Annotated in this window: 24 protein-coding genes; 16 read left to right on the forward strand and 8 right to left on the reverse strand. The window is 66.1% G+C overall.

Annotated elements, in window-relative coordinates; all coding sequences use genetic code 11:
- The first annotated feature begins 52 nt into the window (after positions 1–52).
- Together ACW2Q0_RS27750 and ACW2Q0_RS27755 are read left to right on the forward strand one after the other, a co-directional pair.
- Positions 53–751: an SDR family oxidoreductase gene (locus ACW2Q0_RS27750; RefSeq protein WP_457193868.1), complete on the forward strand. Its 699-nt coding sequence runs from the start codon at positions 53–55 to the stop codon at positions 749–751.
- Complete coding sequence (locus ACW2Q0_RS27755; RefSeq protein ID WP_457193869.1) at positions 748–1,839, forward strand: S-adenosylmethionine:tRNA ribosyltransferase-isomerase; 1,092 nt, start codon at positions 748–750, stop codon at positions 1,837–1,839. Before ACW2Q0_RS27750 ends, ACW2Q0_RS27755 begins: the two co-directional genes overlap by 4 nt.
- Here ACW2Q0_RS27755 and ACW2Q0_RS27760 read toward each other — a convergent pair.
- On the reverse strand, positions 1,826–2,188 hold the full coding sequence (locus ACW2Q0_RS27760; protein WP_457193870.1) for a hypothetical protein: 363 nt from the start codon (positions 2,186–2,188) through the stop codon (positions 1,826–1,828). The genes ACW2Q0_RS27755 and ACW2Q0_RS27760 overlap by 14 nt on opposite strands.
- 177 nt (positions 2,189–2,365) lie before the next feature.
- On the opposite strand from ACW2Q0_RS27760, the gene ACW2Q0_RS27765 reads away from it, so the two are divergent.
- The 3 genes from ACW2Q0_RS27765 (at position 2,366) to ACW2Q0_RS27775 (ending at position 4,675) form a co-directional block, all read left to right on the forward strand.
- Entirely contained in the window at positions 2,366–3,610 is a 1,245-nt protein-coding gene (locus ACW2Q0_RS27765) for an AAA family ATPase (protein WP_457193871.1), read from the forward strand.
- A gap of 48 nt (positions 3,611–3,658) precedes the next feature.
- The gene (locus ACW2Q0_RS27770; RefSeq protein ID WP_457193872.1) at positions 3,659–4,003 is read left to right on the forward strand and encodes a hypothetical protein; all 345 of its coding nucleotides are present in this window, start codon (positions 3,659–3,661) and stop codon (positions 4,001–4,003) included.
- Between the two features lie 120 nt (positions 4,004–4,123).
- Positions 4,124–4,675 carry a GNAT family N-acetyltransferase gene (locus tag ACW2Q0_RS27775; protein WP_457193873.1) on the forward strand — a complete coding sequence of 184 codons (552 nt, stop codon included), beginning with the start codon at positions 4,124–4,126 and terminating at the stop codon, positions 4,673–4,675.
- Here ACW2Q0_RS27775 and ACW2Q0_RS27780 read toward each other — a convergent pair.
- Positions 4,634–5,284 (reverse strand): amino acid-binding protein, encoded by a 651-nt coding sequence (locus ACW2Q0_RS27780; RefSeq protein ID WP_457193874.1) that lies wholly within the window; start codon positions 5,282–5,284, stop codon positions 4,634–4,636. The two genes, ACW2Q0_RS27775 and ACW2Q0_RS27780, sit on opposite strands and share 42 nt — an antisense overlap.
- A 294-nt stretch (positions 5,285–5,578) precedes the next feature.
- Here ACW2Q0_RS27780 and gatC point away from each other — a divergent pair, with 294 nt between their 5' ends.
- From gatC to ACW2Q0_RS27795, 3 genes are all read left to right on the forward strand, one after another.
- Positions 5,579–5,878: an Asp-tRNA(Asn)/Glu-tRNA(Gln) amidotransferase subunit GatC gene (gatC, locus tag ACW2Q0_RS27785; protein WP_457193875.1), complete on the forward strand. Its 300-nt coding sequence runs from the start codon at positions 5,579–5,581 to the stop codon at positions 5,876–5,878.
- Positions 5,875–7,401, forward strand: a complete 1,527-nt coding sequence (gene gatA / locus ACW2Q0_RS27790) for an Asp-tRNA(Asn)/Glu-tRNA(Gln) amidotransferase subunit GatA (protein WP_457193876.1) — start codon at positions 5,875–5,877, stop codon at positions 7,399–7,401. The genes gatC and gatA overlap by 4 nt, the downstream gene beginning before the upstream one ends.
- A 554-nt stretch (positions 7,402–7,955) precedes the next feature.
- Positions 7,956–8,300 carry a DUF2568 domain-containing protein gene (locus tag ACW2Q0_RS27795; protein ID WP_457193877.1) on the forward strand — a complete coding sequence of 115 codons (345 nt, stop codon included), beginning with the start codon at positions 7,956–7,958 and terminating at the stop codon, positions 8,298–8,300.
- A gap of 121 nt (positions 8,301–8,421) precedes the next feature.
- On the opposite strand, the gene ACW2Q0_RS27800 is transcribed toward ACW2Q0_RS27795, so the two are convergent.
- The 3 genes from ACW2Q0_RS27800 to ACW2Q0_RS27810 are packed head-to-tail and all read right to left on the reverse strand — an operon-like array spanning position 8,422 to position 11,108.
- The gene (locus ACW2Q0_RS27800; protein ID WP_457193878.1) at positions 8,422–8,868 is read right to left on the reverse strand and encodes an SRPBCC family protein; all 447 of its coding nucleotides are present in this window, start codon (positions 8,866–8,868) and stop codon (positions 8,422–8,424) included.
- A 60-nt stretch (positions 8,869–8,928) separates the two neighbouring features.
- On the reverse strand, positions 8,929–10,359 hold the full coding sequence (locus ACW2Q0_RS27805; RefSeq protein WP_457193879.1) for an alpha/beta-hydrolase family protein: 1,431 nt from the start codon (positions 10,357–10,359) through the stop codon (positions 8,929–8,931).
- A complete protein-coding gene (locus tag ACW2Q0_RS27810; RefSeq protein WP_457193880.1) occupies positions 10,356–11,108 on the reverse strand; it encodes a hypothetical protein in 753 nt (250 codons plus the stop codon). Before ACW2Q0_RS27810 ends, ACW2Q0_RS27805 begins: the two co-directional genes overlap by 4 nt.
- A 168-nt stretch (positions 11,109–11,276) precedes the next feature.
- Here ACW2Q0_RS27810 and ACW2Q0_RS27815 point away from each other — a divergent pair, with 168 nt between their 5' ends.
- Together ACW2Q0_RS27815 and ACW2Q0_RS27820 are read left to right on the forward strand one after the other, a co-directional pair.
- Positions 11,277–12,509: a sensor histidine kinase gene (locus tag ACW2Q0_RS27815; RefSeq protein WP_457193881.1), complete on the forward strand. Its 1,233-nt coding sequence runs from the start codon at positions 11,277–11,279 to the stop codon at positions 12,507–12,509.
- A 199-nt stretch (positions 12,510–12,708) separates the two neighbouring features.
- On the forward strand, positions 12,709–13,374 hold the full coding sequence (locus ACW2Q0_RS27820; protein WP_457193891.1) for a response regulator: 666 nt from the start codon (positions 12,709–12,711) through the stop codon (positions 13,372–13,374).
- Here ACW2Q0_RS27820 and ACW2Q0_RS27825 read toward each other — a convergent pair.
- Complete coding sequence (locus ACW2Q0_RS27825; protein ID WP_457193882.1) at positions 13,371–14,264, reverse strand: hypothetical protein; 894 nt, start codon at positions 14,262–14,264, stop codon at positions 13,371–13,373. The two genes, ACW2Q0_RS27820 and ACW2Q0_RS27825, sit on opposite strands and share 4 nt — an antisense overlap.
- Positions 14,265–14,527: 263 nt before the next feature.
- Here ACW2Q0_RS27825 and ACW2Q0_RS27830 point away from each other — a divergent pair, with 263 nt between their 5' ends.
- Positions 14,528–16,570: a protein kinase domain-containing protein gene (locus tag ACW2Q0_RS27830; RefSeq protein WP_457193883.1), complete on the forward strand. Its 2,043-nt coding sequence runs from the start codon at positions 14,528–14,530 to the stop codon at positions 16,568–16,570.
- Between the two features lie 137 nt (positions 16,571–16,707).
- Here ACW2Q0_RS27830 and ACW2Q0_RS27835 read toward each other — a convergent pair whose 3' ends face one another.
- Positions 16,708–17,061: a hypothetical protein gene (locus ACW2Q0_RS27835; protein ID WP_457193884.1), complete on the reverse strand. Its 354-nt coding sequence runs from the start codon at positions 17,059–17,061 to the stop codon at positions 16,708–16,710.
- Between the two features lie 158 nt (positions 17,062–17,219).
- On the opposite strand from ACW2Q0_RS27835, the gene ACW2Q0_RS27840 reads away from it, so the two are divergent.
- Genes ACW2Q0_RS27840 through ACW2Q0_RS27850 form a run of 3 tightly spaced genes read left to right on the forward strand, consistent with a single transcriptional unit; the run spans position 17,220 to position 21,347 of the window.
- Positions 17,220–18,593, forward strand: a complete 1,374-nt coding sequence (locus tag ACW2Q0_RS27840) for a sensor histidine kinase (RefSeq protein WP_457193885.1) — start codon at positions 17,220–17,222, stop codon at positions 18,591–18,593.
- Positions 18,590–19,285: a response regulator gene (locus ACW2Q0_RS27845; RefSeq protein ID WP_457193886.1), complete on the forward strand. Its 696-nt coding sequence runs from the start codon at positions 18,590–18,592 to the stop codon at positions 19,283–19,285. The genes ACW2Q0_RS27840 and ACW2Q0_RS27845 overlap by 4 nt, the downstream gene beginning before the upstream one ends.
- Positions 19,286–19,337: 52 nt before the next feature.
- Positions 19,338–21,347 (forward strand): protein kinase domain-containing protein, encoded by a 2,010-nt coding sequence (locus tag ACW2Q0_RS27850; RefSeq protein ID WP_457193887.1) that lies wholly within the window; start codon positions 19,338–19,340, stop codon positions 21,345–21,347.
- 138 nt (positions 21,348–21,485) lie between these two features.
- Here ACW2Q0_RS27850 and mqo read toward each other — a convergent pair whose 3' ends face one another.
- Complete coding sequence (gene mqo, locus ACW2Q0_RS27855) at positions 21,486–22,973, reverse strand: malate dehydrogenase (quinone) (RefSeq protein ID WP_457193888.1); 1,488 nt, start codon at positions 22,971–22,973, stop codon at positions 21,486–21,488.
- A 100-nt stretch (positions 22,974–23,073) separates the two neighbouring features.
- On the opposite strand from mqo, the gene ACW2Q0_RS27860 reads away from it, so the two are divergent.
- Both ACW2Q0_RS27860 and ACW2Q0_RS27865 read left to right on the forward strand, forming a co-directional pair.
- On the forward strand, positions 23,074–24,000 hold the full coding sequence (locus ACW2Q0_RS27860) for a LysR substrate-binding domain-containing protein (protein WP_457193889.1): 927 nt from the start codon (positions 23,074–23,076) through the stop codon (positions 23,998–24,000).
- Between the two features lie 114 nt (positions 24,001–24,114).
- A complete protein-coding gene (locus ACW2Q0_RS27865) occupies positions 24,115–25,077 on the forward strand; it encodes a TY-Chap domain-containing protein (RefSeq protein WP_457193890.1) in 963 nt (320 codons plus the stop codon).
- Positions 25,078–25,897 lie beyond the last annotated feature (820 nt).

Below are 25,897 nucleotides of genomic sequence, written 5' to 3' on the forward strand. Positions count from 1 at the left end.
CCTGACTTCAGGTATGACGATCGACTGGTAGGTAACTATCAGGAGATTCGAAATGACTCATCGCTCTACCGCCCTCATTACCGGTGCTTCGGCGGGATTCGGTCTGGCTCTTGCGTGTTCGCTCATCGGACGCGGCTGGCGGGTAATCGGCACGGCTCGCGGCGCCGACCGGCTCGCCCGCGTGGGCTCGGAACTCGGCGAAGCATTTCTCGCGGTGTCGGGTGATGTCACCGATCCGGCGCATCGCGCCGAACTGGCCGAGACCGCGGGCGAATTCGGACATCTCGACCTGCTCGTGAACAATGCGAGCAGGCTCGGGCCCAGTCCGCTGCCGCGGCTGGCGAACTATCCGCTCGATCAGCTCGAGCTGGTGTACCGGACCAATGTCATCGCCCCGCTCGCGGTTCTACAGTTCGCCCTGCCGCTGCTCGATCCCGACGGTGTCGTGCTGAATATCAGCTCCGATGCGGGTGTCGAGCCGTATCCGGGCTGGGGCGGCTACGGCTCCTCGAAGGCCGCCCTGGATCAACTCACCGCCATATTGGCCGCCGAACATTCGGAGCTATCGATATACGCCTTCGATCCCGGCGATATGCGCACCGAAATGCATCAGGCGGCATTTCCCGGTGACGATATCTCCGATCGTCCCGAACCCGAGACCGTGGTGCCCGCGCTACTGCGGTTGATCGAGCAGCGACCCGACAACGGCCGCTATACCGTCGCCGATTTCACCGCAGGGGTCGGCAGATGACGACCGCGTTGAACGAATGGGCCGATATCCTACCTCCCGAGCGCAATGCCGCCGCTCCGCCGGAGGCGCGTGGTCTGGCCCGCGACGAGGTGCGGATGCTGGTTGCGGCGGATCGACTCACCCACAACAGCTTTCGGGAACTGCCACGGCATTTGCAGGCGGGTGACCTCGTGGTGGTGAACAATTCGACGACCCTGGCCGCGGCGGTCGACGGCACCCTCGAAGGCATGGCGGTCACGCTGCATCTGTCCACCTGGCTCGACGCACCCATCGACGGGGCGAGCGCTGCACCGGACACCTTCGGCGGTTGTGACGGACTGTGGGTGGTGGAGCTGCGCACCCGCGAACGCACCCCCTATCCACGTGAGCTGCACCCGGGCAACGAGATTCAGCTGCCGGACGGTGCCGCCGCCACCTTGCGTGAACCCTGGCTGTCGGGTGCGCGCCGACTCTGGATCGCCGAACTCAGCGCGGATCCCACCTGGCTGCTGGCGACCCACGGCTATCCGATCACCTATTCGTATGTGCCACAACGTTGGTCGCCGTCGTACTACACGACCGTCTTCGGTCGAATTCCCGGCAGCGCCGAAATGCCCAGTGCGGCACGCCCGTTCACCCAGCGACTGGTGCTCGATCTGGTCACCTCGGGCGTCGCGATCGCGCCGATCACCTTGCACACCGGGGTCTCCTCACCCGAGACGGGTGAACCCCCGAGCCCGGAGCGGTTCGCGGTACCGGCGGCGACCGCACGTCTGGTGAACGACACCAAGGCGGCGGGCGGGCGCGTCATCGCGGTCGGCACCACGGTGACGCGCGCGTTGGAGACCACCGCCGATCACCACGGCATCGTGCATTCGGCCCGTGGATGGACCGAACTGGTCCTCGGAACGCGACATCCGGCCCAGGTGGTCGATGGCATCCTTACCGGCTGGCACGCACCCGGCGCATCGCATCTCGATCTGCTGGTCGCGGTCGCGGGCGAGGCGACCGTCCACGAGGCGTATGCCACCGCCTTCGATACCGGATATCTCTGGCACGAGTTCGGCGACAGTGCGTTGCTGTTCGGGCCCGACGCTAGGCGGGGCTGATGCTCACGGTGGAGTCGAGCTGACCGGCGATGGCGATCCGTCCGCACTGACCGTTGCTGAGATCGAGATGGTCGGTCCTGGTCTTGGTCCGGCTCTTCTGGATGGTGGTGTCGACGATCACCTGAACCTTGCCCACCGAGCACACCTTCACCAGCGCGGGTGTGCCGTCGAAGCTGTAGGTGCCACCGCTCTGGCACGTGTTGGTCTCGTCGTGGAAGAAGATCCGGGCGGTACCGTCCGGACAGGGCGCAGCGGCGGCCTGCGGTGGACCGAGTACGACCAGTGGGCCGACTGCGAGCGTGGCCGCGACACAGCTGCGGGCCACTAGACGACGAATCGTCGAATCCATCGGTGAACCATCCCTCATCAATACATATCCGGCAGATGCCAGCGGATAGCCGCGGCGCCTGCATGGTATCGCGTGACGTGCGCATTTGTCCGCCGGAAGCTTCGCCGGCGGTGCCGGTCCGGCGGCTGAGGCGGGTGCGGTGTCGCGCTGCGGCGGGCAAACCGACAGGATGGCGGGATGCTGCGCAGTTTTCAGGTGACCAATCACAGATCCCTGGCCGAACGGCAGGACTTGCGTTTGAGCCGGGGAAGCGGACCGGTCGCGGTACCGGTGACGGCGGTGCACGGTGCGAGTGCCGCGGGCAAGTCGAGCCTGATCGATGGGCTGGGGCAGATGCGCGATGCGGTGCTGAATTCGGTGACCGGCTGGGATCCCTACGCGGGCCCGGTGCGCGCGCCGCACCGCGGATTCCCGGATCGCCCTTCGGAATTCGTGGCGAGTTTTGTCGCGGAGGGTGTTCCGTATACCTACGGGTTCCGCCTGGACAATTCGGATGTGACGGCCGAGTGGCTCTACACGCATCCGCGTTCGCGCAAGCGAATTGTCTTCGAGCGCAACGGCGAACAGATCAAGATCGGTCCGATGTTCGAGGCCGCGCGCTACGGTATCGCCGCATTGCTGCCGCTGGTGCGGCCGAATGCGTTGCTGCTCGGTCTCGCCGGGCAGATGTATGCCGAGGCACTGGTGCCCGCGTACCGGTGGTTCTCGGCGATGCTCGAGGTGCAGCACGGCCCGACGGATGCGGCGGCGGTCGCGCATCGCCTCGGCAGCCATCTGTCCGCGGCGCCGGACCATGCGGTGCGGCTGCTCATGCTGCTGCGCACCGCCGAACTCGGCATCACCGATCTGCTGATCGCCGAACCGGACCCGATGTACGCGGACTATCTGCGCGAACTCGACGCCGATATCGCTGGGACGGCCGAACAGGTGGAGTTGTGCGCGACCTCGCCCGGACATGCTGACCAGTTGCTGCGGGAGAACGGCAGCACCGAGGTCATGCTCGAACGCGAGTTGAGCAATCTGAAGTCGGCACGCGATGCCCTCTACACCCGGATGGTCGAGCGTCGCGGCGTCGGCCTCGGACTGGTGCACGCGGGAATCGAGTCCGCTTTCGATATCACCGACGAATCCGCCGCCACCGTCTCCATGCTGCGCTTGCTGCCCACCATGCTCGACGCGCTGGACTCCGGCCGGGTGCTCGCCATCGACGATATCGGCGCCCACCTGCCGGTCGAAGAGACCGACCGGCTGATTCAGCTGTTCCAGAATCCGGAAACCAATTCCCGCGGCGCGCAACTGATCTTCACCACGAATAGTCGCTCGCTGATCGACCGGACGAACGGTCGCTCACAGCGCACCCGCACCGCCGTCTGGCAGATCCGGCGCACCGATCACGGCACCAGCGAACTCGCCGCGCTGTAGTCGGCACGCGGCGGCCGTGCCGAGCAGCGCCGCAATAGCATGGGTGCCATGGTGCAGTTCGCGACGTTGGTGATCATGGTTGGTGCGCTGGTGGCGTTGGTCATGCTCTACCTGCGTGGGCGCAACGGAGTCCGGCTGGCGAATCCGGAAACGGGGACGCTGTCTGTCACCGGGGTGAGCCCGCGGCCCGACGCGACGGGCCAGCAGTACGTGACCATCACCGGCAATCTGACCGGTCCGTCGGTGCCCGGCACCGTGGTGTACGGCCGCCTGGTGTGGGAGGTGAACAACTGGCCTGCCATCGGGGATCTCATCCCGGTCGTCTACCCGTCCGGCGAGCCGCAACGCTGGCAGATCTCACATCCTGGCGCACGTCCGGGGCTCGGATCCTGACCGGACTCGAGGTCCGGACCGACCGACGGTGTCGCCCGCGCGTCCGCACCGAGTCGGCGGCCCTGCCCGACCGACCGGGTGTCGAGCAGCGGCCGTTCGGGCCGGTGGGAAGATGCCGGTATGGATGTGCAGGACTCCCAGGTCGTCATTCGGGACGCTCGCCCGGACGAGTACGACGCCGTCGGCGACCTGACGGTCGAGGTCTACGTCGGCGAGGGCTATGTGCGCCCCGGCAGCCCGTACGTCACCCAACTCGCCGACATCACCCATCGTGCGGGTGCGGCGCAGGTACTGGTCGCCGTGTACGACGATCGGGTGGTCGGCTCGCTGGCGGTGGCCCGGCCCGGCACGCCGTATGCCGAGATCGCCCGACCGGGGGAGTTGGAGTTCCGGATGCTCGCCGTATCGAAGTCGGCGCGCGGGCTCGGTGCGGGAACGGCATTGGTGCGCACCGTCATCGAGACCGCCCGCGCGGAATCGTTTGCCGCCGTGGTGCTCACCACGATGCCCGCCATGGTCGACGCGCGCCGCATCTATGACCGGTTCGGTTTCGTCCCTGCGCCGGAGCGGGATTGGAAGACCGAGGCGGGCGAGTGGCTGTCGGTGCTCCGGCTGGATCTGACGGCCCGATCAGCCCAATACGGTCGAGACAATCCCGGCGAGATAACCTAGTCGCGCGACCTCCGACGGCCGGAAGTCGGGTCCACCGGGTCGTCCGAGCAGCAGTACCTTACCGGTGTTGCCGAGCGGCGCGGCGGCCAGTTTGGTGTCCATATCGCGCCAGATCTGCGGCACCCAATCGCCCTCGGGATCCAGGACGGCGGGTTTCTCCAGCGGCATCCACGGTGCCGAACCCGCCTGCGTCTGCGGCGCACTCTGACTGCCGACGACGCGATAGGCACCCTGTGGCCCGATACCGATGATGGTGCTCCAGCCGACCCGCAGCACGCGCGGCACGCCGTCGACGAGCACCTGCATCCGATCGTCGCGTGCGCTGGCGACCTGATCGATCAGTTCGAGTTCACGATGGGTATCCAGCACCCCGGAATATGGACGGATGGAGTCCACGTGCACATCGCCGATCGATTCGGCGGCGGTGATCAAGGTGTCCGGTAGCGCGCCCTGTGGTACCTCGACGACGAGATCGTCGACCGCGAATCCCGCACCCCGCTCGACCACGTCGAGAGAGAGGATGTCGGCGCCGACGGAACCCAGCGCGAGCGCGAGCGCACCGAGGCTTCCCGGTCGATCCGGAAGTTGCACGCGGAGCAGATAAGACACGCGCGTTCCTTTCCTTGACGGCCGAGGCTCTGAAACGGATACCCGGGTCTCGCAATACTTACACCCCTGAGCGCCGGTTATCGACTCGGAGTGCGGCCGGTGACGGATGCCACAGCGCGAATTCGCGCGGACGCGGCGTGTCACGCTAGTCGATGGGGTGTGTCGTCGCACGCGCGGCTCGTGGAAATTGCCGCCTCAGCGACTGCTTGCAGGTCGCTCGAACGGGTCGGTGGCGAGTCGCTAGGCTGTTCGGTGGCCGTTCACCAAACTCAATCATGCCGAAAGGGGTCCGCGGTGCCCGCCATCTCCCGCGACGAGGTCGCACACCTCGCCCGGCTGTCCAGGCTCGCCCTGTCCGAAGCCGAACTCGTTCAGTTCGCCGGTCAGTTGGATTCGATCCTGAGTCACGTGCGGACCATCTCCGAGGTCGCCGCCGCCGATGTGCCGGCGACCGCGTCGCCGAATCCGGCGACCAATGTGACGCGTCCGGATCAGGTCATCCCGTGCCTCACCCCGCAGGAGGCGCTCTCGGGTGCCCCGGCGGTCGAGGACCAGCGGTTCCTGGTTCCGCAGATTTTGGGAGAGGGCGAATGAATTCAGCATCGCGCAGCGATTCCGCGGCGGGGGGCGGTCGGGCGACGGGTGGGAACGATCTGACCGCGCTGTCGGCCGCCGAGTTGGCGGCGAAGATCCACGGCCGCGAAGTGACCTCGGTGCAGGTCACCCAGGCGCATCTGGATCGGATCGCCGCCGTCGACGGCGAGTATCACGCATTCCTGCACGTGGCCGGGGACCAGGCGCTCGGCGCGGCCGCCGCGGTGGACGCCGCGCTCGCCGCGGGGGAGGCGCCCGCCTCGCCGCTGGCCGGAGTTCCGTTGGCGCTCAAGGACGTATTCACCACAACCGATATGCCGACCACCTGCGCCTCGAAGATTCTGGAGGGCTGGGTCGCGCCCTATGACGCGACGCTGACCGCGCGGTTGCGTGCCGCGGGTATCCCGATTCTCGGCAAGACCAACATGGATGAGTTCGCGATGGGCTCCTCCACCGAGAATTCGGCCTACGGTCCGACCCGGAATCCGTGGGATACCACCAGGGTTCCGGGTGGTTCGGGCGGTGGTTCGGCGGCCGCGCTGGCTTCCCATCAGGCGCCGCTGGCGATCGGCACCGACACCGGCGGCTCGATTCGGCAGCCCGCCGCGGTGACGGCGACCGTCGGCACCAAGCCGACCTACGGCACCGTCTCCCGGTTCGGTCTGGTCGCGTGCGCGTCATCGCTGGATCAGGGCGGGCCGTGCGGTCGCACTGTGCTCGATACCGCGCTGTTGCATGAGGTGGTCGCCGGATACGACCCGCGTGATTCCACCTCCCGCAATGTGCCGGTGCCGCCGGTGGTCGCCGCGGCGCGTGAGGGCGCCAAGGGTGATCTGCGCGGCGTGCGGGTCGGTGTGGTGAAGGAACTGCACTCCGACAGCTACCAGCCGGGCGTCATCGCATCCTTCGACGCGGCCGTCGGCGTGTTGAAGGATCTGGGTGCCGAGGTCGTCGAAGTGTCTTGTCCGCACTTCGAATACGCGCTCGCCTCCTACTACCTGATCCTGCCGAGCGAGGTGTCCTCGAACCTGGCGCGCTTCGACGCCATGCGCTATGGACTGCGTGTCGACGACGACGGCAACCACAGCGCGGAGCAGGTCATGGCCGCGACCCGCGCCGCCGGATTCGGCCCGGAAGTCAAGCGCCGCATCATGATCGGCACCTACGCGCTGTCGGCCGGGTACTACGACGCCTACTACGGTCAGGCGCTCAAGGTGCGCACGCTGATCGCGCGCGACTTCGACAAGGCCTATGAGCAGGCCGACGTCCTGGTCTCTCCGACCAGCCCGTTCACCCCGTGGAAGCTGGGTGAGAAGGTCGACGATCCGCTGGCGATGTACCTGTCCGACCTGTGTACCCTGCCCACGAATCTGGCGGGACATGCGGCGATGTCGGTGCCGTCGGGATTGAGCAACGATGACGGGATGCCGGTGGGTCTGCAGATCATGGCGCCCGCGCTTGCCGATGATCGGCTGTACCGCGTCGGTGCGGCGTATGAGGCCGCGCGCGGGCCGATCGCCTGAGAAGTGTTGGTCCGAGCGCCCATTCCGGTCTCGATCATGCGGGTTCGCGCGTGAATTCGAAGGGAACGGGCGCTCAGGACATTTCTCTGCGGGCCGGCTGAACTTCGGATCACCGAGGTACTGGCGCCGCAGATCCAATGCCATCGCGAGCATTCGGTGCGCACCGGATTGCTCGCGTTGCACCTGCCGAACAGCGGCAGCCTGCCGAGCGCGTCGACCGAACCGTATCCGGCATTGTGCACGATCACCTCGATGCCGCCTGCGATCGCGCATGCCTCGTGCGCCGTGGCGATCGCGCGGTCGCGAACATCCAAGGGCAGCACCGTCAATCGGTCCTCGCCGACATCGGCCAGCTATTGCGGGTAGCGAGCGGCCGTGACAACGCGCTCGCCGCAGGCCGGCGCGGCGAGCGTGAACGCCTGTCCCAGGCCGCGGTTGGCGCCGTCGGCTCGACGCCCACTGCTGTGCCGGACAGCAATTTGACGAAGCCGAGCCAACCGTGCACACTGCTCTCATTAGAGAGCGAAGCTCTCGATACTCATGGGAGCACGGACATGCAGGAAGTCTGGAAATGGGCCAACCTGACGCTGGCATTCGGGATGGAGTTGGTCGCACTCGGGGCGCTGGGGCTGTGGGGCTGGAAGACAGCCACCGCGACTCCGGTCAAGATCGTGTTGGCGGTGGGCGTGGCACTGCTCGCGGCGCTGGCCTGGGGCCTGTTCGCGGCGCCGAATGCGACGTTCGGCATCCCGCTGCTCGCGGTCGTCACCAAGGTCGTGGTTTTCGGCAGCGCCGCGGTCGGACTGTGGGCCATGGGCTACCGAGCGGCCGCGGTCGTATTCGTCGCCGTCCTGGTAACGAATCTGGTGGCGATCAGATTTGGGCACCTGGCCTTGTGAGAAGGCCTCGTGATGTGCGGAGTTCCGGAGATCTTTGGGGAAGGGGTGCGGTGACCAGCGTGGAAGCCCCAAGCCTCGCTGCGGATTGGCCGGGACACGTGGTGGGTCTGGTGTGCGGTGGTCAGTGGGCGTGCAGGGATTCGGCTTGCTTTTGGATGCCTTCGGTCATACCCGCGAATCCGCGCTGAAGGTTGTTGCCGATAACCGCTACGACCAGTGGGTGCAACCAGCCGCCGAGTTCGAAGTGGGATTCGTAGCGGGTGCGGTCGGGGTCGAGGGGGGTGACTCGGTGTGAGCGCAGGCTGTGCAGGGTGCCGAGGGGGATCGGCTCCATCGAGTAGCTGAGCTCCGTGCCCGGAGTGTGCGAGACCATCCATTCGCGCTGGCGGCGCGGCCTGGAGCCGGAGAGTGCGACCAGCATATCGATCGGTTCGCCGGGGACGAGGGTGCTGCGGCAGTCGATGCAGAAGGGGTTCCATTCCCCGTAGCGGGGGAGGTCGGTGATCACCCGCCACACCAGTTCGGCGGGGGCGTCGATCTCGACAGCGGCATCGATGACAAAGGGCATGGTTAGCAAACTAGAACATGTTCTATATCAGATCAAGCATCCCGGCGGCAAAGTCGCGGATCAGCAGGTACCCATGGCGGTGCCTTGATCGGTACCGTAGCGGTGGCCGTGGCCCGGCGGCGCAGTCAGCGCGGCGAGCAGGTCGGCACTGGTCTGCAGGAAGCTGACAACCGGAAGCCATTGCGGCACAGGGGCATCCACCCGTACGTCGCGGATTTCGGGTGCGCGCCACAGCAGCGACGGCGACCAGTGCACCACCGGATCCGAGCTGTTGGCAAGCACCGTCGCGCCCGCCCGATGTACCTGACCGGCGGGCGGACCCGCCCAGAGCGTCGCACAGGTCCGCCGGTCCTGGTCGGCATCGTCGGCGAATATCGAGCTGCCGCCGAGCGCGCCGAGGCTCTGCCCGTAGACGTAGAGCTCGGGCTTGTGGTCGAGCATGCCGATGCGCCGCTCCACGGCATCGAACAGCGCCCGTGCAGAGGCGACCGCATCGTCGCGTCCGAAGACGAACGTCACCCAGCTGGGCGCGTAGGAGTACTGCATCCCGACCAGGGCGACATCATCGCCGAAGCGTTCGTGGAAGCCGCCAACCGCATTCGCGTCGATCCATCCCGACCCGGTCGGTACTGCGAGCACGATATTCGACCGCTCGAATCCGCCGGACCGCTCCAGTTCTCGAATGGCGAGGGCCACACGGGAATCGAGGTCGGGCGCGGAATCGAGTCCGACGTACACCCGAATCGGTCCGGCGGGGCGGCCGGTGACGAACCTGCGCCCCTGCGCACCCAGTGACAGCCAGCTGATGGCGGAGTCGGCGCTGCCGGACCCGCTGTACGAAACCGGCTGCACCAGTTCGGGATCGACCCTCGCATTGGCGGCCGCATAAGTACTGCGTCGCCAGTCGACTGCCGTCGGTATCCCGACGAGGGAGAGCATCGACGCCGCCGCGATACCCACCGCAACGCCGCGCGCCGAGCCCAACTTCCGCGCGAACCACCCGGTCGCGCGGACGATTCCGGCGAGTACACCGACGATCGCCAGAGATATCAACGCCCAGCGCAGCCAATAGTCCGGGCCGATCAGCGCCGTTCCCATCGCCGTACGCAGCCGGTTCTGCCAGTGATTTGCTTGGGTGAGCATGCCGAGGACCATGATCACAGTCAGACCGAGCAACGGTACCCGGAACTGATCCAACCGTCGGTTGATATCGAAATCCCAGCGCCGCATCGCAAATCGAAGAATTCCCGCAACCGCCAGCGCAACGGCGACAAGCAACCCGGTCAACATGGCCTGGGCACCCGGTGTGCGCGGAAGCAGCCCGGGAGCGAGGGATATCAGAGTGCCGAGGCCGAAGCCGAGCGTCGTACCGATCCGTGGATGCACAGCGCGGTGAAATCTGCTGGTGGTGTCTCGATCAGAGGAGATGTTGGACGATGTTCCCGAATCGTCCCGGGTCGATACCGGCCTGCCCTTGGTCGACGCACTCATGCCCGACCAACCAGAGCGTCGATACGATTCGAAACTCCGCTCGACCGAGAACGTCGTCGATCCTGCCCAACAAGCCGCCTGATGGACAGCAGGACCCCGGCGACCCCTAGCCCGGCCACACCGCCACCGAAGACCCACCCCCGCCAACCGCCACCCGCGGAACCTGCTGCCCCGAGCATCGATTCGACAACCGGCACCCCATAGTCTTGCCGCCGCGAATTCAGATCGACGAACGTATCCGCAATGCTCGCGATCGCATTGCACCGAGCCCGCGATAACCCGTCCGCGCGCCCCGCGCACGCCTCGTGCATATGCTCGGCCAGCGTCGCATCCAGCGCTTGCCTGGCCCACCCGCTGAGCGGCTGACCCTGCGCGTTCGCATAGCGCAGCAAATCGTAGCCCAAATCGTGTGCCTTACAAGCGGTTTCGAATTCACGGGGCAATGTCACCGGCGACGAACAATCTCCGTTGGGATTGACCAACAGCCCGTCGACAATATCGGGCCGATAACCGAACCGCTCTGCGAAATCAGCGGGCATCACGGCGGCCGACGCGGGCCCACCCGAGGTCAGCTCGACCACCGCGGCGCCGGCCGAAGCATTCTCGACCAGCGGCTCGATTGCGGCATGCGCCGCGGGCGCCAGCATGATGGTGGCCGCCATGGTGGTCAGCGCTGCCGCGGTCGATGCGGCATTGCGTCCTGCGATGGATCGGGTTCGGGCGCCCGGGGCGATGGTCGGTGTGCTCATGGTGCTCGACGCTAGGAATCCACTCCACTGCGCCACCTCACGCCGCAGCGCGGTTTCCCGGCCCGTGCCACCGGGGGAGCGCGCCCGAGTCCTCCCACTCCGGTACTGCAGCGGAATTCACCCGTGGGTATGAGGACTCCGACCGCCCGGCTTCCTACTGTCGTAGCCATGCGGGAAAAACGGCGCAGCTGGATCAAGACGATGAACGCGCGGATGTGGTTCGACGCGTGCACCGTGCTGCTCGCGGTGATCTTCTACGCCGTCGCGTGGCCGACACTGCACCTCACCCACGACGTGCCGGTCGCGGTGCAGCCGTTCATCGCCGCGCTCGCCGCGTTCCCGATCCTGTTGATCCGGCTGAACCCGGCGCTGGGCTGGGCGATATCCGCGGGCTCGGCCCTGCTCATCGCCCTGGCCATCCCGAATCAGCCGAACAATGAGATCCCGATCCAGGTCGTGCACATCCTGTGCCTGTTCGCGCTGCTGTTCGCGGTGGCGCTGCGCGCGGCGGTCCCGATCGTCGCGGTTGCCTGGGGTGCGACCTCGCTGCTGCTGGCCACCACGATGACCAGCGACGGCGGTATCTCCGGCGCCGCGTGGGCCTGGCCCATCGCCTTCGCCGCCGTCGTACTGTTCGCGATGCTGCTGCGCTGGCTGGTGCAGTCGCGCAAACAGTTGCTGGCCCAGGAGGAGGAGAACGAACTGGAGCGGGCGCGGCGCGCGATTCTGGAGGAGAAGGCCCGCATTGCCCGTGACCTGCACGATGTCGTCGCCCACCACATGTCCCTCGTGGTGGTGCAGGCCCAGACCGCGCCGTATCGGGTCGAGGGCGTGACTGCGGCCGCCCGCGCGGAATTCGAATCCATCGGCGCGACCGCCCGCGATGCATTGAACGAGATCCGCGGCATGCTCGGCGTCCTGCGCAGCGATGGCCAACTGCCCGAACACGCACCGCAACCGAAGGCCGCCGATGTGCTCGGCCTGTTCGAGAGCGCCCGCCGCGCCGGGGTGCGCATCGACTGGACCGTCGAGGGACTGCTGGATCCGGTCCCGGATTCGGTCGGTCTCGCGCTGTACCGGATCGTCCAGGAGTCGCTGTCCAATGCCTCCCGGCATGCCCCGGATGCGCCGGTGCGGGTATCGATCGTGATCGGCAGCGACGCACTGCATCTCAGCGTAATCAATACCGTCGGCGCCACCGTTGGTCGTCCGGTCGCCAACGGCGGTCATGGTCTGGCAGGCATGCGGGCGCGCGCACTGGCGGTCGATGGGGAGGTGTCGGCGGGTCCCCGTGCTGACGGTGGGTTCGAGGTCGTGGCCCGACTGCCGATCGCTTCGACCGCGGAACCGGGACTCGGTCAGGCGAAAACCGCAGCAATCGGTACTGGTGACGACGTATGACCAACAGGACACGGTGGAGTGCCGACATCTGCGCGAGTGTCTGTATTGTGACTATTTGCCTACCGGGCAACTGATTTCGTCAGCACATGGGTAACTCGCCGGGTACGTCCATAGCTGGAAACGCACCTGACGTAGGACCTGAACGCTACTGATGACGTGCCTGACTGGTATGGCCTGAATACGCGGAGAGGCGGATGAGCTGGCAATTACTGTTCTGATCGCCGACGACCAGGCCATGGTGCGTCAGGGTTTCGGCGCCCTGCTCGCCGCCCAATCCGATATCAGCGTGGTCGGTGACGCACCGGACGGAAAGGTCGCCGTCGCCGAGGCCAAGCGGCTGCGCCCGGATGTGGTGCTGATGGATGTGCGGATGCCGGAGATGAATGGACTCGACGCCGCGCGCGCCATTATCGCCGCCGGCTTCGATCCGCCGGTGCGGGTGCTCATGCTGACCACCTTCGATATCGACGATTACGTCTACGAGGCACTGAGCATCGGTGCCAGCGGATTCCTGCTCAAGGACGCGCCCGCCGAGGAACTGGTACGCGCGGTGCGGGTCGTCGCCGATGGCCAGGCACTGCTCGCCCCGACGGTCACCCGTCGCCTGATCGCCGATGTCACCCGTCGCCGCACCGCGAGCCGCCTCAAACCGACACCGGCGCTGGCCGCACTGACTCCGCGCGAACGCGAGGTACTGGAGTTGATCGCCAAGGGCATGTCCAACACCGAGATCGCCACCGCGTTGTTCGTCGCCGAGCAGACCGTGAAAACCCATGTGTCCAAGGTATTTTCGAAGCTGAATCTGCGCGATCGCGCACAGGCGGTGGTGCTCGCCTACGAATCCGGTCTGGTCACCCCGGGTTAGCGCGGCTGCTGCGGGCACTTCCCGCCGTTGAGATCGTCGAGGTGTCGCGACAGCAGCCGGGCCAGCCGGTCGAGCAGGGCGGTCGAATCCTCGAATGTGCCCGAATCCGCTTGTGCCGCAAGCGCGACCGCGACACCGCCGGATCGGGTTGGCACGATGCCGAACTGGCGGACCGTGTAGACACCGGTCTCGTCGTCGGGGCCCCAGCCGCCCTTGAATTCGGTGCCCTCGATATTGCCCAGACCCCAGCGCTGTTCCGGCGTGATCTGCTCCATCAACTCGACCACGGTGCCGGACTCGGGCAGGCACGGTAACTGCGAGGCGAAGCGCACCTGATTGGCCAGCGTCCATTCGGTCGCGCCGAAGGCGATGTAGTCCATGCTGGTCTTGGGTCCGTACACATTGGTCAGCGCGTCACCGGCCTCGTCGAGGACCTCCTGAACAGCCCGCGCGGCCGCTTCACCGTCACCGAGCGACTGCCAGAGTGCTTCGGCCGCATCGTTATCCGACACCGTGATCGCCTCGCGCGCGTCTTCGGCGATACCGACACCGGTCGGGTCGTGCCGCAGTGCCGCGATGGCCAGCGGCACCTTGATGGTGGACCAGGCGATGCCACTGGTCCAGTCGCCGAAGATGGTCATCCGGCCGCCGCCGACCGGCATGACGGCCATCCCGACTTGTCCGGACAGATTCGGCTGCAGTTGGGTGAAATCGGCGGCCAGCGAATCGGGCCGCGAGATCGACCAGCCGGGATGCCATGATCCGGGCCGTTCGACGGGTAGCGTCGGTTCGGCAGGGGTGTGGTGGGTGCTTGGTAAGAGCGAGCAGGAGGTGAGAGTGACCAAAACCGTAAGTGCTGCGCCGCGCAGCGCCACCCGATAATTCACCATCGTTCTTGTAGACCTCACCGCCGTGTTCTCTCCACCACCACAACCTGACACCCGTTGTCCCATCGGCGGCGCGAAAAACATCTTCGTCACACCCGCCCGGTCGGTGACCGGACGTCGCGCCGTCAGCACCGGATCATGCCAGGAGCTGACCAGGTGCTGACGCCCTGCTGATAGTTTCGCCGATTTTCCCGGAGAATTCGAAACAGCGTGGACAATGGGCTACCCGGTAGGCTCACAACTCTGTTTACCCGCTCGGATGACCGATGTCCGAGGGCCGCAGTCACCTGAAGGGGGTCGCGTTGCTGAACAGCGGTGAGGTGTTCGCCGGGTTCACCGTGGAGCGGCTGCTCGGCCAGGGGGGTATGGGATCGGTGTATCTGGCCAGACACCCCCGCCTCGGCAAGCAGACGGCGCTGAAGCTGCTGAACCGGGAGCTGTTCACCGACGCCGAAGTGCGTGCGCGGTTCGAGCGCGAGGCCGATCTGGCCGCGCATCTGGACCATCCGAATATCGTCGCCGTCTACGACCGCGGCTCCGAGGACAATCAGCTCTGGATTTCCATGCAGTACATCGACGGCGTCGACGCGGCGACCGTCGACCCGATGACGCTGCCGCCGGAGCGGGCCGTGCAGATCATCGAGGGTGTCGCGGCGGCACTGGATTACGCGCACGGCATGGGCGTGCTGCATCGAGATGTGAAGCCCGCCAACTTCCTGCTCGCGCGCTCCAGTGGCGGTCAGGGCGAGCGGGTCTTCCTGACCGACTTCGGCATCGCCCGGCTGCGCGAGGACTCCACCCATCTGACCCAGACCGGGATGTTCAGCGCGACCCTGTCCTATGCCTCGCCAGAGCAGATGACCGGCGCCAAGCTGGACAATCGCACCGATCAGTATTCGCTGGCGTGCGCGCTGTACTGGCTGTTCACAGGCATGGCGCCGTTCGACGCGCCCGATCCGAACGACATCATCCGCGGGCATCTCCAGCATGTCGCCGCACCATTGGCGACTCGACGGCAGGGGCTGAATCCCGCGCTGGACGGGGTATTGGCCAAGGCGATAGCGAAACATCCCGGGCATCGGTATGCGACATGTGTCGAATTCGCCGCGGCGGCCCGCAAGGCATTGACCGCGCCACCGGTTGCCACCGTGCAGCTGAATCCCGGCTTCCCTCCGGTGTATCCGGGACAGGCGGTCGGATCGGTGCCGCCCGCACCGGGATTCGGTGCGCCCGCGGATCTGGCTGTCTTCGCGCAGTCCACGCAGACGGTCGGGTCGAGTGGATATGCCGCTCCGCCGCAAGCGTATTCACCGGGACAGCAGCCGCGGCCGGTACCGCCGCAGGTTGCGGGTTATCCGGCCCAACCCGGTGCACCGGCATCGCAGGCTGTGGCCTATCCGGCCGCACCGCAGCAGCCAGTGCCGCCGCCGGGGATGCAGGGGGCGCCGCAGGGTGTGCAGGTATCGGGCCAACCGGCGCAGGTCCCATCGGCGCACGGTGCACCGATTCCCCAGCCGACTCAGGGGCCACCGATACAAGGCCAGCCGACGCCCGCGATGCCGCCCGGTGCCGCGCCGCCCCTATTCGGGCCGAATGCCGTTGCCTCGCAATCGACGCCGGACCAGGGGCGCAGTACAGCGGTGCTGGTCGGCTGGATCGCCGTCGGCATCGTGGTCGCGGTGATCGCCGTGATGGGCACGTTCGTGATCGTCGGCTGGGACTCGGCAGGCCAGCCCGATTCCGCGGTGCCGCCACCCGTCACATCCACAGCGGCGGCCGCTCCCTCCGATGCCCTGGCCAAGAGCCGCAGGCTGTTTCCGAATCTGGTGCCGCAGGGCAAGGAAGACTTCGGCGAGGCCTATCAAGACGCGCGCTGCATGGCGTCGAAAGCCGGGGAGCCGCTGAGGATCGAGGACGAACTCTTGAAGTCCAGCCCCTGGATCACCGCATGGGAATGCCATCGTGAAACCCAGGCCAGCACGCAGATGAGCTATACCATCCTCGAATACCCCTCCGTCGCCGACGCTCGCGCCGTCGTCCAGGCGCTACCCGCCAATGTCGCAACGGCTGGTAAGAAAAGCGGAATCCCGGTGAATACCCACCGCTGGGTCGTAGAAGACCCACCCGGCCCCCTCCAGCCCTTCTACCACACCGCCAAACTGGTGGTGAGCTTCGAATCCGACCCCGCCCGCTCGAATTTCCTGGTGTACGTGAGCAACCACGGCACTGCCGGAGGCGTCCAAACCGTCCCCCCGACTGCGTCCGCTCAGGACGCACTTACTGCGTGGTGGGACGCTGCCCCGCTGTAATCATCTGCCGGACAGCCGAGTTGGTTCCACCATCCGGCGCGGTCAGTCGCAAAGCCGACAAACCCGACGGTCCTGCGGGTGAGTCGAGTCGATCGCCCGGCACGGTTTGGGTCGCACCGCAGCGTCGCACCGGCGCGTTACCGCACCATCACCTCGGCGGCCCGGCCTTGCCGACGAGATTGCGCGTCGAGTACGGCGCGCAGCACCGGCTGTTCGGCGGCGAGTTCGAGATAGGCCTCGACCGCGGATTGGCCCTGCACCAGCGCCTGGTCCAATTTCGCATCGAGATGGATATTCCATCGATAGCGCAACGCGAGCAAGAGGCCCTCCGGACCGCCGAACAGCCGGTCCAGGTCCGGGATCTGCGCGAACAGGTCGGGACTGGCCGGATCGGTGGCCGCGCGGGTGAGCACGGTACGCACGATCTCGGTCCGTCGGTGGTGATCTTCCCAGCCGTTGTGACTGCTGTGTCGCTTTAATTGATCGGACATGACATATGCCCTTCCGTAATTTGGTGGATCTCACGCTACGGACGGGAAAATGCGGTGTCTTCCTGCCAGGGACGCGAATCGGTCTCCTACTCCGGTAGGAGCCGCACCCCGCTCCGAGCACGATGCACCAGCCTCGACCTGGCGGTTAGCCTTACAGAATGGATGTGACCCACGCCATCGCATCGTCGGCGGACGCCCACCCGGCGATACCGCTGCGCGAGCGTGGGCGTGTCCGGGACCGGTTCATGGCCTTTGTGCACAATCCGGTCGCGGTCCTGCGCCGCAATCTCGAACAGCTGCCGTTCGACTACCCGCCCTCGGTGATGATCAGTGCGGATGCGGCTCTGCTCGTGGTCGGTATCGGCGCGGTCATCCAGCGCCACGAATATTTTCCGACTGTGCTGCCGATTCTGGCGCTCGTCCTGGTCTTCGTGTCGGTGCCGCTGTTTTGCTTATTCGGTATTGCGCCGAGCCCGATTCTGCTCGCGGTCTCGAGTCTGGTCGCGACGGCGATCATGCTGACCCAGCCGCTCTCGTCGGACCTCTCCCCGTTCATCCTGGTCGTGATGGTCGGCGAGGTCGCCGCCATCGTGCGAAAACGCCTCAGCGCATTGTTCGCGGTGGTCGCGGTGGCCGAGTTGATGGCGTTCGACGCGGCCGGTCACCTGATGTGGAGCGCGACGGATCAGCGGCTGGCCGGCCTGCAGACATACATCGTCGGGATCGCGCTCGGCTGGCTGGTCGGCGTGATGTTGCAGTACCAGCGCAAATTCCTGTATCAGGAACGCCAGAGCCAGCAGATCCGGGCCGAACGCGCCGCCGACGCGGAGCGCAGCCGGATCGCGCGCGAGGTGCACGATGTCATCGCGCATTCGCTGAGCATCACCCTGCTGCATCTGACCGCCGCCCGGCACGCATTGCAGACCGACCGCGATGTGGACGAAGCGGTAGACGCGCTGGTCGATGCCGAACGACTCGGCAGGCAGGCCATGGCCGATATCCGCCGCACCATCGGCCTGCTCGATGCCCGGCCGTCCAAACTCGTGCCGGAACCGGGTATCCGCGATTTCGATGATCTGGTCGGTGATTTCGCCGGGGCCGGATTGGACGTCCGCTACACCCGCACCGAGGATCTGTCCGCGGTATCCGCCGCGGTCGGACTCGCGCTCTATCGGATCGGCCAGGAATCCCTGGCCAATGTGATCAAACATGCGCCCGGCGCGACCGCGACCGTGCTCTTGGAGGTGGACTCGTCGGTGGCCCGGCTGATCGTGAACAATTCGCTGCCCAGGGGATTGCCCCCGGATCTGGGCGGTGGGATGGGACTGTCCGGTATGCGCCAGCGCGCCGAACTGCTCGGGGGCCGCCTCGAGACCGGCCCGCACGACGACGGCTGGACGGTGCGAGTCGAATTCCCATTGAGTGGCGCGCGGGCCTGGTCGATGTCGTGCGGTCTGCCCGATGTGATCCATGGCGCCGCGAAGGCGATGCGTGATACGCGGCGCGACGGCGTGGCGGGGGAGGGCGTGTGACGGCAGGGTCTGCGGCCGGTGGCGAGGAATCCGTCGCCGTCCTGGTGGTCGACGATCAGGAACTCGTCCGCGGCGGGTTGCGGCGCATTCTGCGACGCCGTGACCATTTCGTACTCACCGAATGCGCCGACGGCGACGAGGTGCCCGCCGCGATCGCGGCGAACCGTCCCGATGTCGTGCTGATGGATCTGCGCATGAAGCGCGTCGGCGGCATCGACGCGACCCGCATGCTGCGTGCGCGCGACGACGCGCCGCCTGTGCTCGTGCTCACCACTTTCGACGACGACCAGCTGCTTTCCGGCGCGCTGCGGGCCGGGGCGGCCGGATTCATCCTGAAGGATTCACCCGCCGAGGATCTCATCCGGGCGGTCCGCACGGTCGCCGTCGGCGGTGCCTGGCTGGACCCGTCGGTCACCGGCCGGGTGCTCTCGGCATATCGGACGGTTCGCCCCGTCGTCACCCGAGAGGACAGCCGACTCGCCGAACTCACGGCGCGCGAGTACGAGGTGCTCGAATTGATCGGGCGCGGGCGCGTCAATGCCGAGATCGCACGTGATCTCGGTATCTCGGAAGTCACCGTCAAGAGCCATGTCGGACATATATTCGGCAAACTGGAGTTGCGGGACCGGGCCGCCGCGATCGTGTTTGCGTTTGACCACGGGGTGGTCACACCAGGACAATCCACGGGTTGACGGGCGGCCGGATCGCGCATACCGGAGCTGGTGATGGGCGATCTTGCCCGGAATGTGGAGGAATGACGGGGTGGATGGACCTGGATGGAGAGTTGGTAGCCGGTTCGGGCCGTATGAGCTCAGATCGTTGCTCGGCAAAGGGGGGATGGGCGAAGTCTACGAGGCGTACGACACGGTGAAGGACCGCGTGGTCGCGGTCAAACTGCTATCAGAGGAACTCGTCAGGGATCCCGCCTACCAAGTGCGCTTCCGTCGCGAATCGCAGGCGGCCGCCCGGCTGGCCGAACCACACATCATCCCGATCCACGACTGGGGCGTGATCGACAGTGTGCTGTTCATCGATATGCGGCTGGTGCCGGGCACCGATCTGCGCGAGATCCTGCGCGATCAGGGACCGATGAGCGCCGAGCGCGCGATCGGCATCATCGAGCAGATCGCCGCCGCGCTGGACGCCGCGCATACCGACGGTCTCGTGCACCGCGATGTGAAACCGGCCAATATCCTGGTCACCGAAGCGGATTTCGCCTATCTGGTCGACTTCGGCATCGCCCACACCGAGGGCGACACCGCGATGACCCAGGCGGGTACGGCCATCGGCTCCCACACCTATATGGCGCCGGAGAGATTCGATTCCGGACCGGTCACGGGTCGCGCCGATGTCTACTCACTCGCCTGTGTACTACACGAATGCCTCACCGGAGCGACACCGTTCCCGGCCGGGAGCATGAGTGCGCTGATCAGGTCGCATCTCAGTGAGCCGCCGCCGCGACCGAGCGTGCAGCGACCGGGAATTCCCGCATCCCTGGACGAGGTGATCGCCCGCGGTATGGCCAAAGAGGCCGCCGATCGCTTCCCGACCGCGAGCGATCTGGCGCGCGCGGCGCGAGCCGCGCTCGGCGCCGCGCCCGCCGCGAATTATCCGACATTGATCGTGCGACCGCCCGATCCATCGCGTGGGCCGTCGGATCAGGCCGTGGTGCACCGCAGCGCGGCAGCGCCCGCGGAGGCGACGGGATCTATTCCCGCGGTGATCCATCCGACCGCGCCGACAGTGGTCTCGGCCGCCGATCTGCAGTTCACGCCGTTGCCGCCCCAGCAGCACGCCGGTCCGGCCTCCGGGACGCCTCGGGCGGTACGACCGTTCCCGGACGCGCATCTGTACGAGGAGTCGCCGCCGGAGCTTCCGCAGCACCTGCCGTCATCGCGGCACCCGGGTGATCCGGCGGCCCTGCCCACTGGTCGGTATCCGCAACAGCAGCAGCATCCCGGCGCGGCTGTTCCGAAACCGTCGCAAGCCGAGCAGACCCGGCGGTATCCCGAGTCGTACTACCCCGAAACCCGGTATCCGGAACAGTCCGGCGCGCAACAGGATTCACCCGCTCCGCAGACACGCCGCATCCCGTTACCGCAACCCTTCTCCGACGCACCGCCGTTCGAGCCACCACGCGGCCCCGCCCATGCGGCGCCCAACCCCTACCGGCCATCGCCCCAACCGGCCGAATACGCGCCGCAGCCCTATGCCGAACCCGGCTACGAAGACCATTACTACGCGCCCCAACCCGATCCGGATGGGCGGGATCGAACGGGCCTGTTGCCGATCATGGTCACCATCTTCGTCATTGTGGTGCTGGCGGTCGGCGGCGCCATCGGCTGGCAGGTGCTCAGCTCCAGCAAATCCGGGGACTCGAACGTTCAGGCGGGCACGCAACCGACCACGACTGCCGCCACCGGCGGCGCGACCACACCACCGTCGATCTCGACCACCAAGGCCGCCCCCACCTCGGTCGTCCTGCCCGCAGGCGCAACGAATTGCACCACCGGCCAACCGGTTTCAGGCAGCTACACCCAATCGGCCACCGGATCCGCGGTCACCAGTTGCGGTTTCGCGGAAGCCGTGCGCAAGGCCTACGCCGAATCCGCCGCCACAAATGTCTCCCGCTCATCCCGCTCGGTAGTAGCAACCAGCCCAGTCACCGGCCGAACCTACACAATGAACTGCGTCCCGGACGGACAACTGGTTACCTGCACCGGCGGGGAAAACGCGGTGGTCTATGTCTACTGACACAGCAACTGCGGCGAACACGCATGAATTTGTGTCCATAGGTGTGACTCGCAGCGGTAGATGGCGGTGTTATCGCAGCGGCAGGTGGCGCGTCAGCGAGCGATTTGGGATTCCGGCCGATGCGCCAGGTTCGAGGTACTAGACCAATCTGAGGGCTTGCCCCGTCCAGGCGAGATTGTCATCCACGCGCTGCTGATCGATGCCCACCGGTGCTGTCATAGCCGGCACTATCTTGTGGAACATCGGCTCCCACCGGGTTTTCTCGTGCGGGAAGCATCGTGTGAGAAGGTCGAGCATGATCGCTGGGGCCGTCGATGCACCGGGAGAAGCGCCGAGCAGTCCCGCGATCGTGCCGTCGGCCCCGGTCACCAGTTCGGTGCCGAAGGTGAGGACGCCGACGCGATCGGGGTCGGGCTTGACCAGCTGAGCGCGTTGTCCGGCCTGGACCAGGTACCAGTCGGCGGGGTCAGCGGCCGGGTAGAACCGTTGCAGTTGCGCGAATTTGTGGCGGCGTGTGGAGAGCAGTTGCCCGATCAGGTAACCGACCAGTGCCAGGTTCTGGAGACCGGCCGCGAGCAGGACCGCGATGTTTCGCAGTCGCAGCGTGGTGAACAGGTCGGTGAGTCGGCCGTGTTTGAGCAGCCGCGTGCTGAAGGTGGCGTAGGGACCGAACAACAGCGATTGCCGACCATCGACCACGCGTTTGTCCATGTGCGGCACCGACATTGGCGGTGCGCCGACTGACGCCTGGCTGTAGACCTTCGCGTCATGGCGGTTGACCACGTCGGGATTGTCGGTCCGCAGGAATTGGGCGCCGAAGGGAAAGACCGCATAGCCACGGACTTCGGGGATGCGGGCCTTCTGCAGCAGTCTGAGGGCGTAGCCGCCCGCACCGACGAACACGAACCTGGCTCGAACGGTGAACCGCCGCCGGGTAGTGCGGTCTTGACCTGTGATCGCCCAGACGCCGTCGGAGTCGCGGCGCAGCCCGGTCACCTCGTGTCTGACCTTCACCTGCGCCCCGGCCTGTGCCATGACATCGACCAACGCCGCTGTCAGAGCACCGAAGTCGACATCGGTGCCGAAGTCGTAGCGGGTGGCGGCCGTCGGCTCAGTGCGGTCGCGCCCGGCCATCAGCAGCGGCGCCCACGTGGCGATCACCTCGGGGTCGTCGCTGTACTGCATCGCCGAGAACAGCGGCAGCGACCGCAGCGTCTCGAACCGCCGGCGTAGGAATGCCACGTCACGGTCGCCGAACACGACGTCCATATGCGGGGCGGGATTGATGAACGTTGCGGGATCGCTGAGGTCGCCGTCGTCGACCAGCGCGGCCCAGAACTGTCGAGACAGGTGAAACAGTCCACCGATCTGCTCGGCCTTCGCCGGGTCGTCCGGGTCGGGCATGTAGTTCAATTCGCACAATCCCGAATGTCCGGTCCCCGCGTTGTTCCATGCATTCGAGCTCTCCGCGGCGATCTGCGCGAGGCGTTCGAACATGACCATGTTCCAGTCCGGTTGAACCTTGGCGATCATCGCGCCCAGCGTCGCGGACATGATGCCGCCGCCGATCAGCACAACGTCGAGAATCTCCTCCGATGCAACCAGATTCGTGGTTGCAGTGTGCATTGCTTGCATGTCGATGCCTCCCTGCTGTGGTCTCGAGGAAATCGTCACGTCCGACGGATTCATCCGTCTACAGCCAAGATTGGACGGTTAGCATGCAATTATGGATGAATCGCTGTCAGCTGAGGTCGAAGCGCTGGTGCCCCTGCTGGCGGCATTCGATGTCGCTGCCGGTGAGGGACACATCACACGCGCCGCGCATCTGCTGAGAGTGCCGCAGTCCTCGCTGAGCCGACGGTTGAAAGCCGTCGAGAAGACCCTCGGAGTACAGCTGTTCCAACCGATGGGGCGGGGGATCGCGCTCACTGCGGCGGGACGCGAGCTGTTCCAACGCACCCGGGGCCTCGTGCGCTCGCTCGACGATGCCGTCAGCGTGGTGCGCAGTAACGCCGACCCCGACAGCGGATTTGTCCGTTTCGGGTTTCCACTCACTCTCGGACCCATCAGTATGCCTTCGCTGCTGGCCGACTTCCACGCCACCGCACCCCGAATCCGGCTCCACCTGGTCCAGGCCCACGGCGAAGCACTCGCCGAGTTGATCCGGGACGGCCGTCTCGACCTCGCCGTGATGATCCCCTCGCCCACCGACCTCCCCGCAATAGTGCTGGGGCACCAGCGCATCCACCTCTACGTCGCGCGCCACCACCACCTCGCCGCCCACGCCACCATCGACCTCGCCGACTTGTCCGGCGAAACCTTCATCGCCAACCCCCCGACCTACCATTTGCGCCAGCTGTTCGATTCCTGGTGCGCGGAGGCCGGATTCACACCCAACGTCGCGTTCGAGATCACCGAATTCGAGACCCTGCGCTCGCTCGTCGCCCACGGCCTCGGCGTCGCGCTACTCCCCGGACCCGAAACACCACATCCCGACCTGAGTCGTATCGCCCTCACCAACCCCCGTGACCGCACGATCGGGCTCGTCTCCGGAAACCATCGACCCACTCCAGCAGTCGCCCGCCTTCACAGCTATATCGCCCAGCATGCGCTGACACGCATCGAAAGATCGCACGCACACCTACCCCAGTGATTCGGTAACGATCGTTCACGAGACACCCACGGCGGCCGGGGGGCAAAGATAGTGCGCGATGGGAGGGCCTGTGCCCACCGTCGTCGTGGTGGTTGTTTGGGCAAGGATGGCACTGTGCGCGATGACTGGACCGAGATCCTCGAACAGATGCCGTATTTTCTCGAACCCGACACCACCGATGATGGCGACATCATCTACGAGTGGGCGTTCTACCAGCTGCAAGACACTGATACCGGTTTCTTCGTCAACTTCACCTCCGAGGACAAGGGTCTGGCGATCACGGTTCCCGTTCCCCGGCACCCCGTCGTTACCGAGCGAACGCTCGCTGTCCTTCATGCCCAGCCGGAGAACCTGGGATGGACTCAACCAGCGCGGGACTGGCCTGATGCGGCTGCGGAATGGCAGACCGGATGGCGCTACTTCCACGGCGACCCGGCCATCGCCACCTCGGTCGTGGCCGTCATGCGCGACGGGCTGGGTATGAACCCTGCCCGGCTTCGATGCCGCGCCTGGGATAACAAAGGCCCCAATACATTTCACACTCACCTGGTGACCCACGACCAGCCGACGGATCGAGGTCTGCCAAACCAATGCGCCGACTGGCACGAGTTCGCCGACCGTCTCGACTGGGTCCTGCACACCCTTCCGCGTCACTCGACAGTTGTGCTCGGTGAACACGATCGTGAGCAGGGGTGTTTCATTGAGCAGGGAAGTTTCATTCAGTTCACGCTCAGCGGATATACGCTGTTCTCCGGGGCTCGTGATCTGGACCGCGCGGGGCTCGGCACTGTGGAATTCCGTTGCCGGATGGCTGAGCTGGGTTGGGGATATGACACCTCCACGATGTCTGGTATCTCGATCTGGTCGGGCCCTGAAGCGCGGTCATGCTACAAGCCCTGGCTACGCGATGCTCCCCGGCGGACGGTAGATACTTTCCGGACGGTGTTCGGGCTTGACAGTCCACATGAGTTGGCCGTGCATGCCTTCTGCGATCGCGCCGAGGTCTCTATGTCCTACGTGGCCAGACAACTCGGCATCACACGGCATGTGCCCGAAACCGCGAAGCACTCGACATGACCCGTCCACGACCGGCGAGACGATCGAGATCAGGCCACCACCCTCGACATACGATCAGCGATACCGGTTGAAGCCGCATATCGCGCGGTAGTGGCAGGTCCATGCTTTCAGCGCCAACTATCGGCGCGAAAACACCGCCACATATCACTGCGAGTCACACCATAGGAGTCGATGCCGAGCCGGAGGGCACCGGCTCGGCGATAGGCGGTTTCGATGTGCAGTCGGATGACGAGTGCGTCGAGTTGCCTGTCGTTGCCGGTGGTCGATGTGATGTGTGCGAGTTCGCGGACCTGGTTGCGAGTCAGCGCGTGGCGAAGCCCCCGGCTGCGGCGGCTTGTCGACGCGCGCGGCCGGATTGTCGAGCGGGTGGATCAGGCGGTCGCGTTCGGGACGGACTGTAGAGGCATCGAAACGCCGGGTCGAAGTGGCCGACCGCACACTGTCCACCGCGTGAGTTCGCAGTCGGATGACATCAGCACTGCCCTGCACGTCATCTCGCGGCTGGGCCTCACCGTCGAGGACCTTCAAGCCTACGGCGAGGGCGGCTCCCCCTGTCGGACATTTCGGGGACTACATACCGGGAGTCAGACCCGCGGTACCGATAACAACGCTGCTCGCCTACGACTCGTACCGGCGAATTATCGAAAGAGCCTGGGGTGAGCCGACTCTCGATGAACCGCGTGTGCATCGACGAGGTTGGTGGAGTGAGCCAGCGCGTTATACAACCAGTCGTGAGCTCGTCCGACAGTGACACGAGCGCTGTCGGCTGCCAGGGGGAAGGGACCGCGTCGGAGCTGTTTTTGCCATGAGCATGGGACCA

The sequence above is a fragment of the Nocardia citri genome (assembly GCF_054065835.1).

Coding starts and splice junctions, on each gene's coding strand:
- ACW2Q0_RS27775 (WP_457193873.1), top strand. CDS start 4,124: ATGGATGTGCAGGACTCCCAGGTCGTCATTCGGGACGCTCGCCCGGAC.
- ACW2Q0_RS27860 (WP_457193889.1), top strand. CDS start 23,074: ATGGATGAATCGCTGTCAGCTGAGGTCGAAGCGCTGGTGCCCCTGCTG.
- ACW2Q0_RS27810 (WP_457193880.1), bottom strand. CDS start 11,108: ATGAGCACACCGACCATCGCCCCGGGCGCCCGAACCCGATCCATCGCA.
- ACW2Q0_RS27800 (WP_457193878.1), bottom strand. CDS start 8,868: ATGCCCTTTGTCATCGATGCCGCTGTCGAGATCGACGCCCCCGCCGAA.
- ACW2Q0_RS27770 (WP_457193872.1), top strand. CDS start 3,659: ATGGTGCAGTTCGCGACGTTGGTGATCATGGTTGGTGCGCTGGTGGCG.
- gatA (WP_457193876.1), top strand. CDS start 5,875: ATGAATTCAGCATCGCGCAGCGATTCCGCGGCGGGGGGCGGTCGGGCG.
- ACW2Q0_RS27825 (WP_457193882.1), bottom strand. CDS start 14,264: ATGGTGAATTATCGGGTGGCGCTGCGCGGCGCAGCACTTACGGTTTTG.
- ACW2Q0_RS27840 (WP_457193885.1), top strand. CDS start 17,220: ATGGATGTGACCCACGCCATCGCATCGTCGGCGGACGCCCACCCGGCG.
- ACW2Q0_RS27805 (WP_457193879.1), bottom strand. CDS start 10,359: ATGAGTGCGTCGACCAAGGGCAGGCCGGTATCGACCCGGGACGATTCG.
- ACW2Q0_RS27795 (WP_457193877.1), top strand. CDS start 7,956: ATGCAGGAAGTCTGGAAATGGGCCAACCTGACGCTGGCATTCGGGATG.
- ACW2Q0_RS27830 (WP_457193883.1), top strand. CDS start 14,528: ATGTCCGAGGGCCGCAGTCACCTGAAGGGGGTCGCGTTGCTGAACAGC.
- ACW2Q0_RS27750 (WP_457193868.1), top strand. CDS start 53: ATGACTCATCGCTCTACCGCCCTCATTACCGGTGCTTCGGCGGGATTC.
- ACW2Q0_RS27765 (WP_457193871.1), top strand. CDS start 2,366: ATGCTGCGCAGTTTTCAGGTGACCAATCACAGATCCCTGGCCGAACGG.
- ACW2Q0_RS27850 (WP_457193887.1), top strand. CDS start 19,338: ATGTGGAGGAATGACGGGGTGGATGGACCTGGATGGAGAGTTGGTAGC.
- ACW2Q0_RS27815 (WP_457193881.1), top strand. CDS start 11,277: ATGCGGGAAAAACGGCGCAGCTGGATCAAGACGATGAACGCGCGGATG.
- ACW2Q0_RS27835 (WP_457193884.1), bottom strand. CDS start 17,061: ATGTCCGATCAATTAAAGCGACACAGCAGTCACAACGGCTGGGAAGAT.
- ACW2Q0_RS27755 (WP_457193869.1), top strand. CDS start 748: ATGACGACCGCGTTGAACGAATGGGCCGATATCCTACCTCCCGAGCGC.
- mqo (WP_457193888.1), bottom strand. CDS start 22,973: ATGCACACTGCAACCACGAATCTGGTTGCATCGGAGGAGATTCTCGAC.
- ACW2Q0_RS27760 (WP_457193870.1), bottom strand. CDS start 2,188: ATGGATTCGACGATTCGTCGTCTAGTGGCCCGCAGCTGTGTCGCGGCC.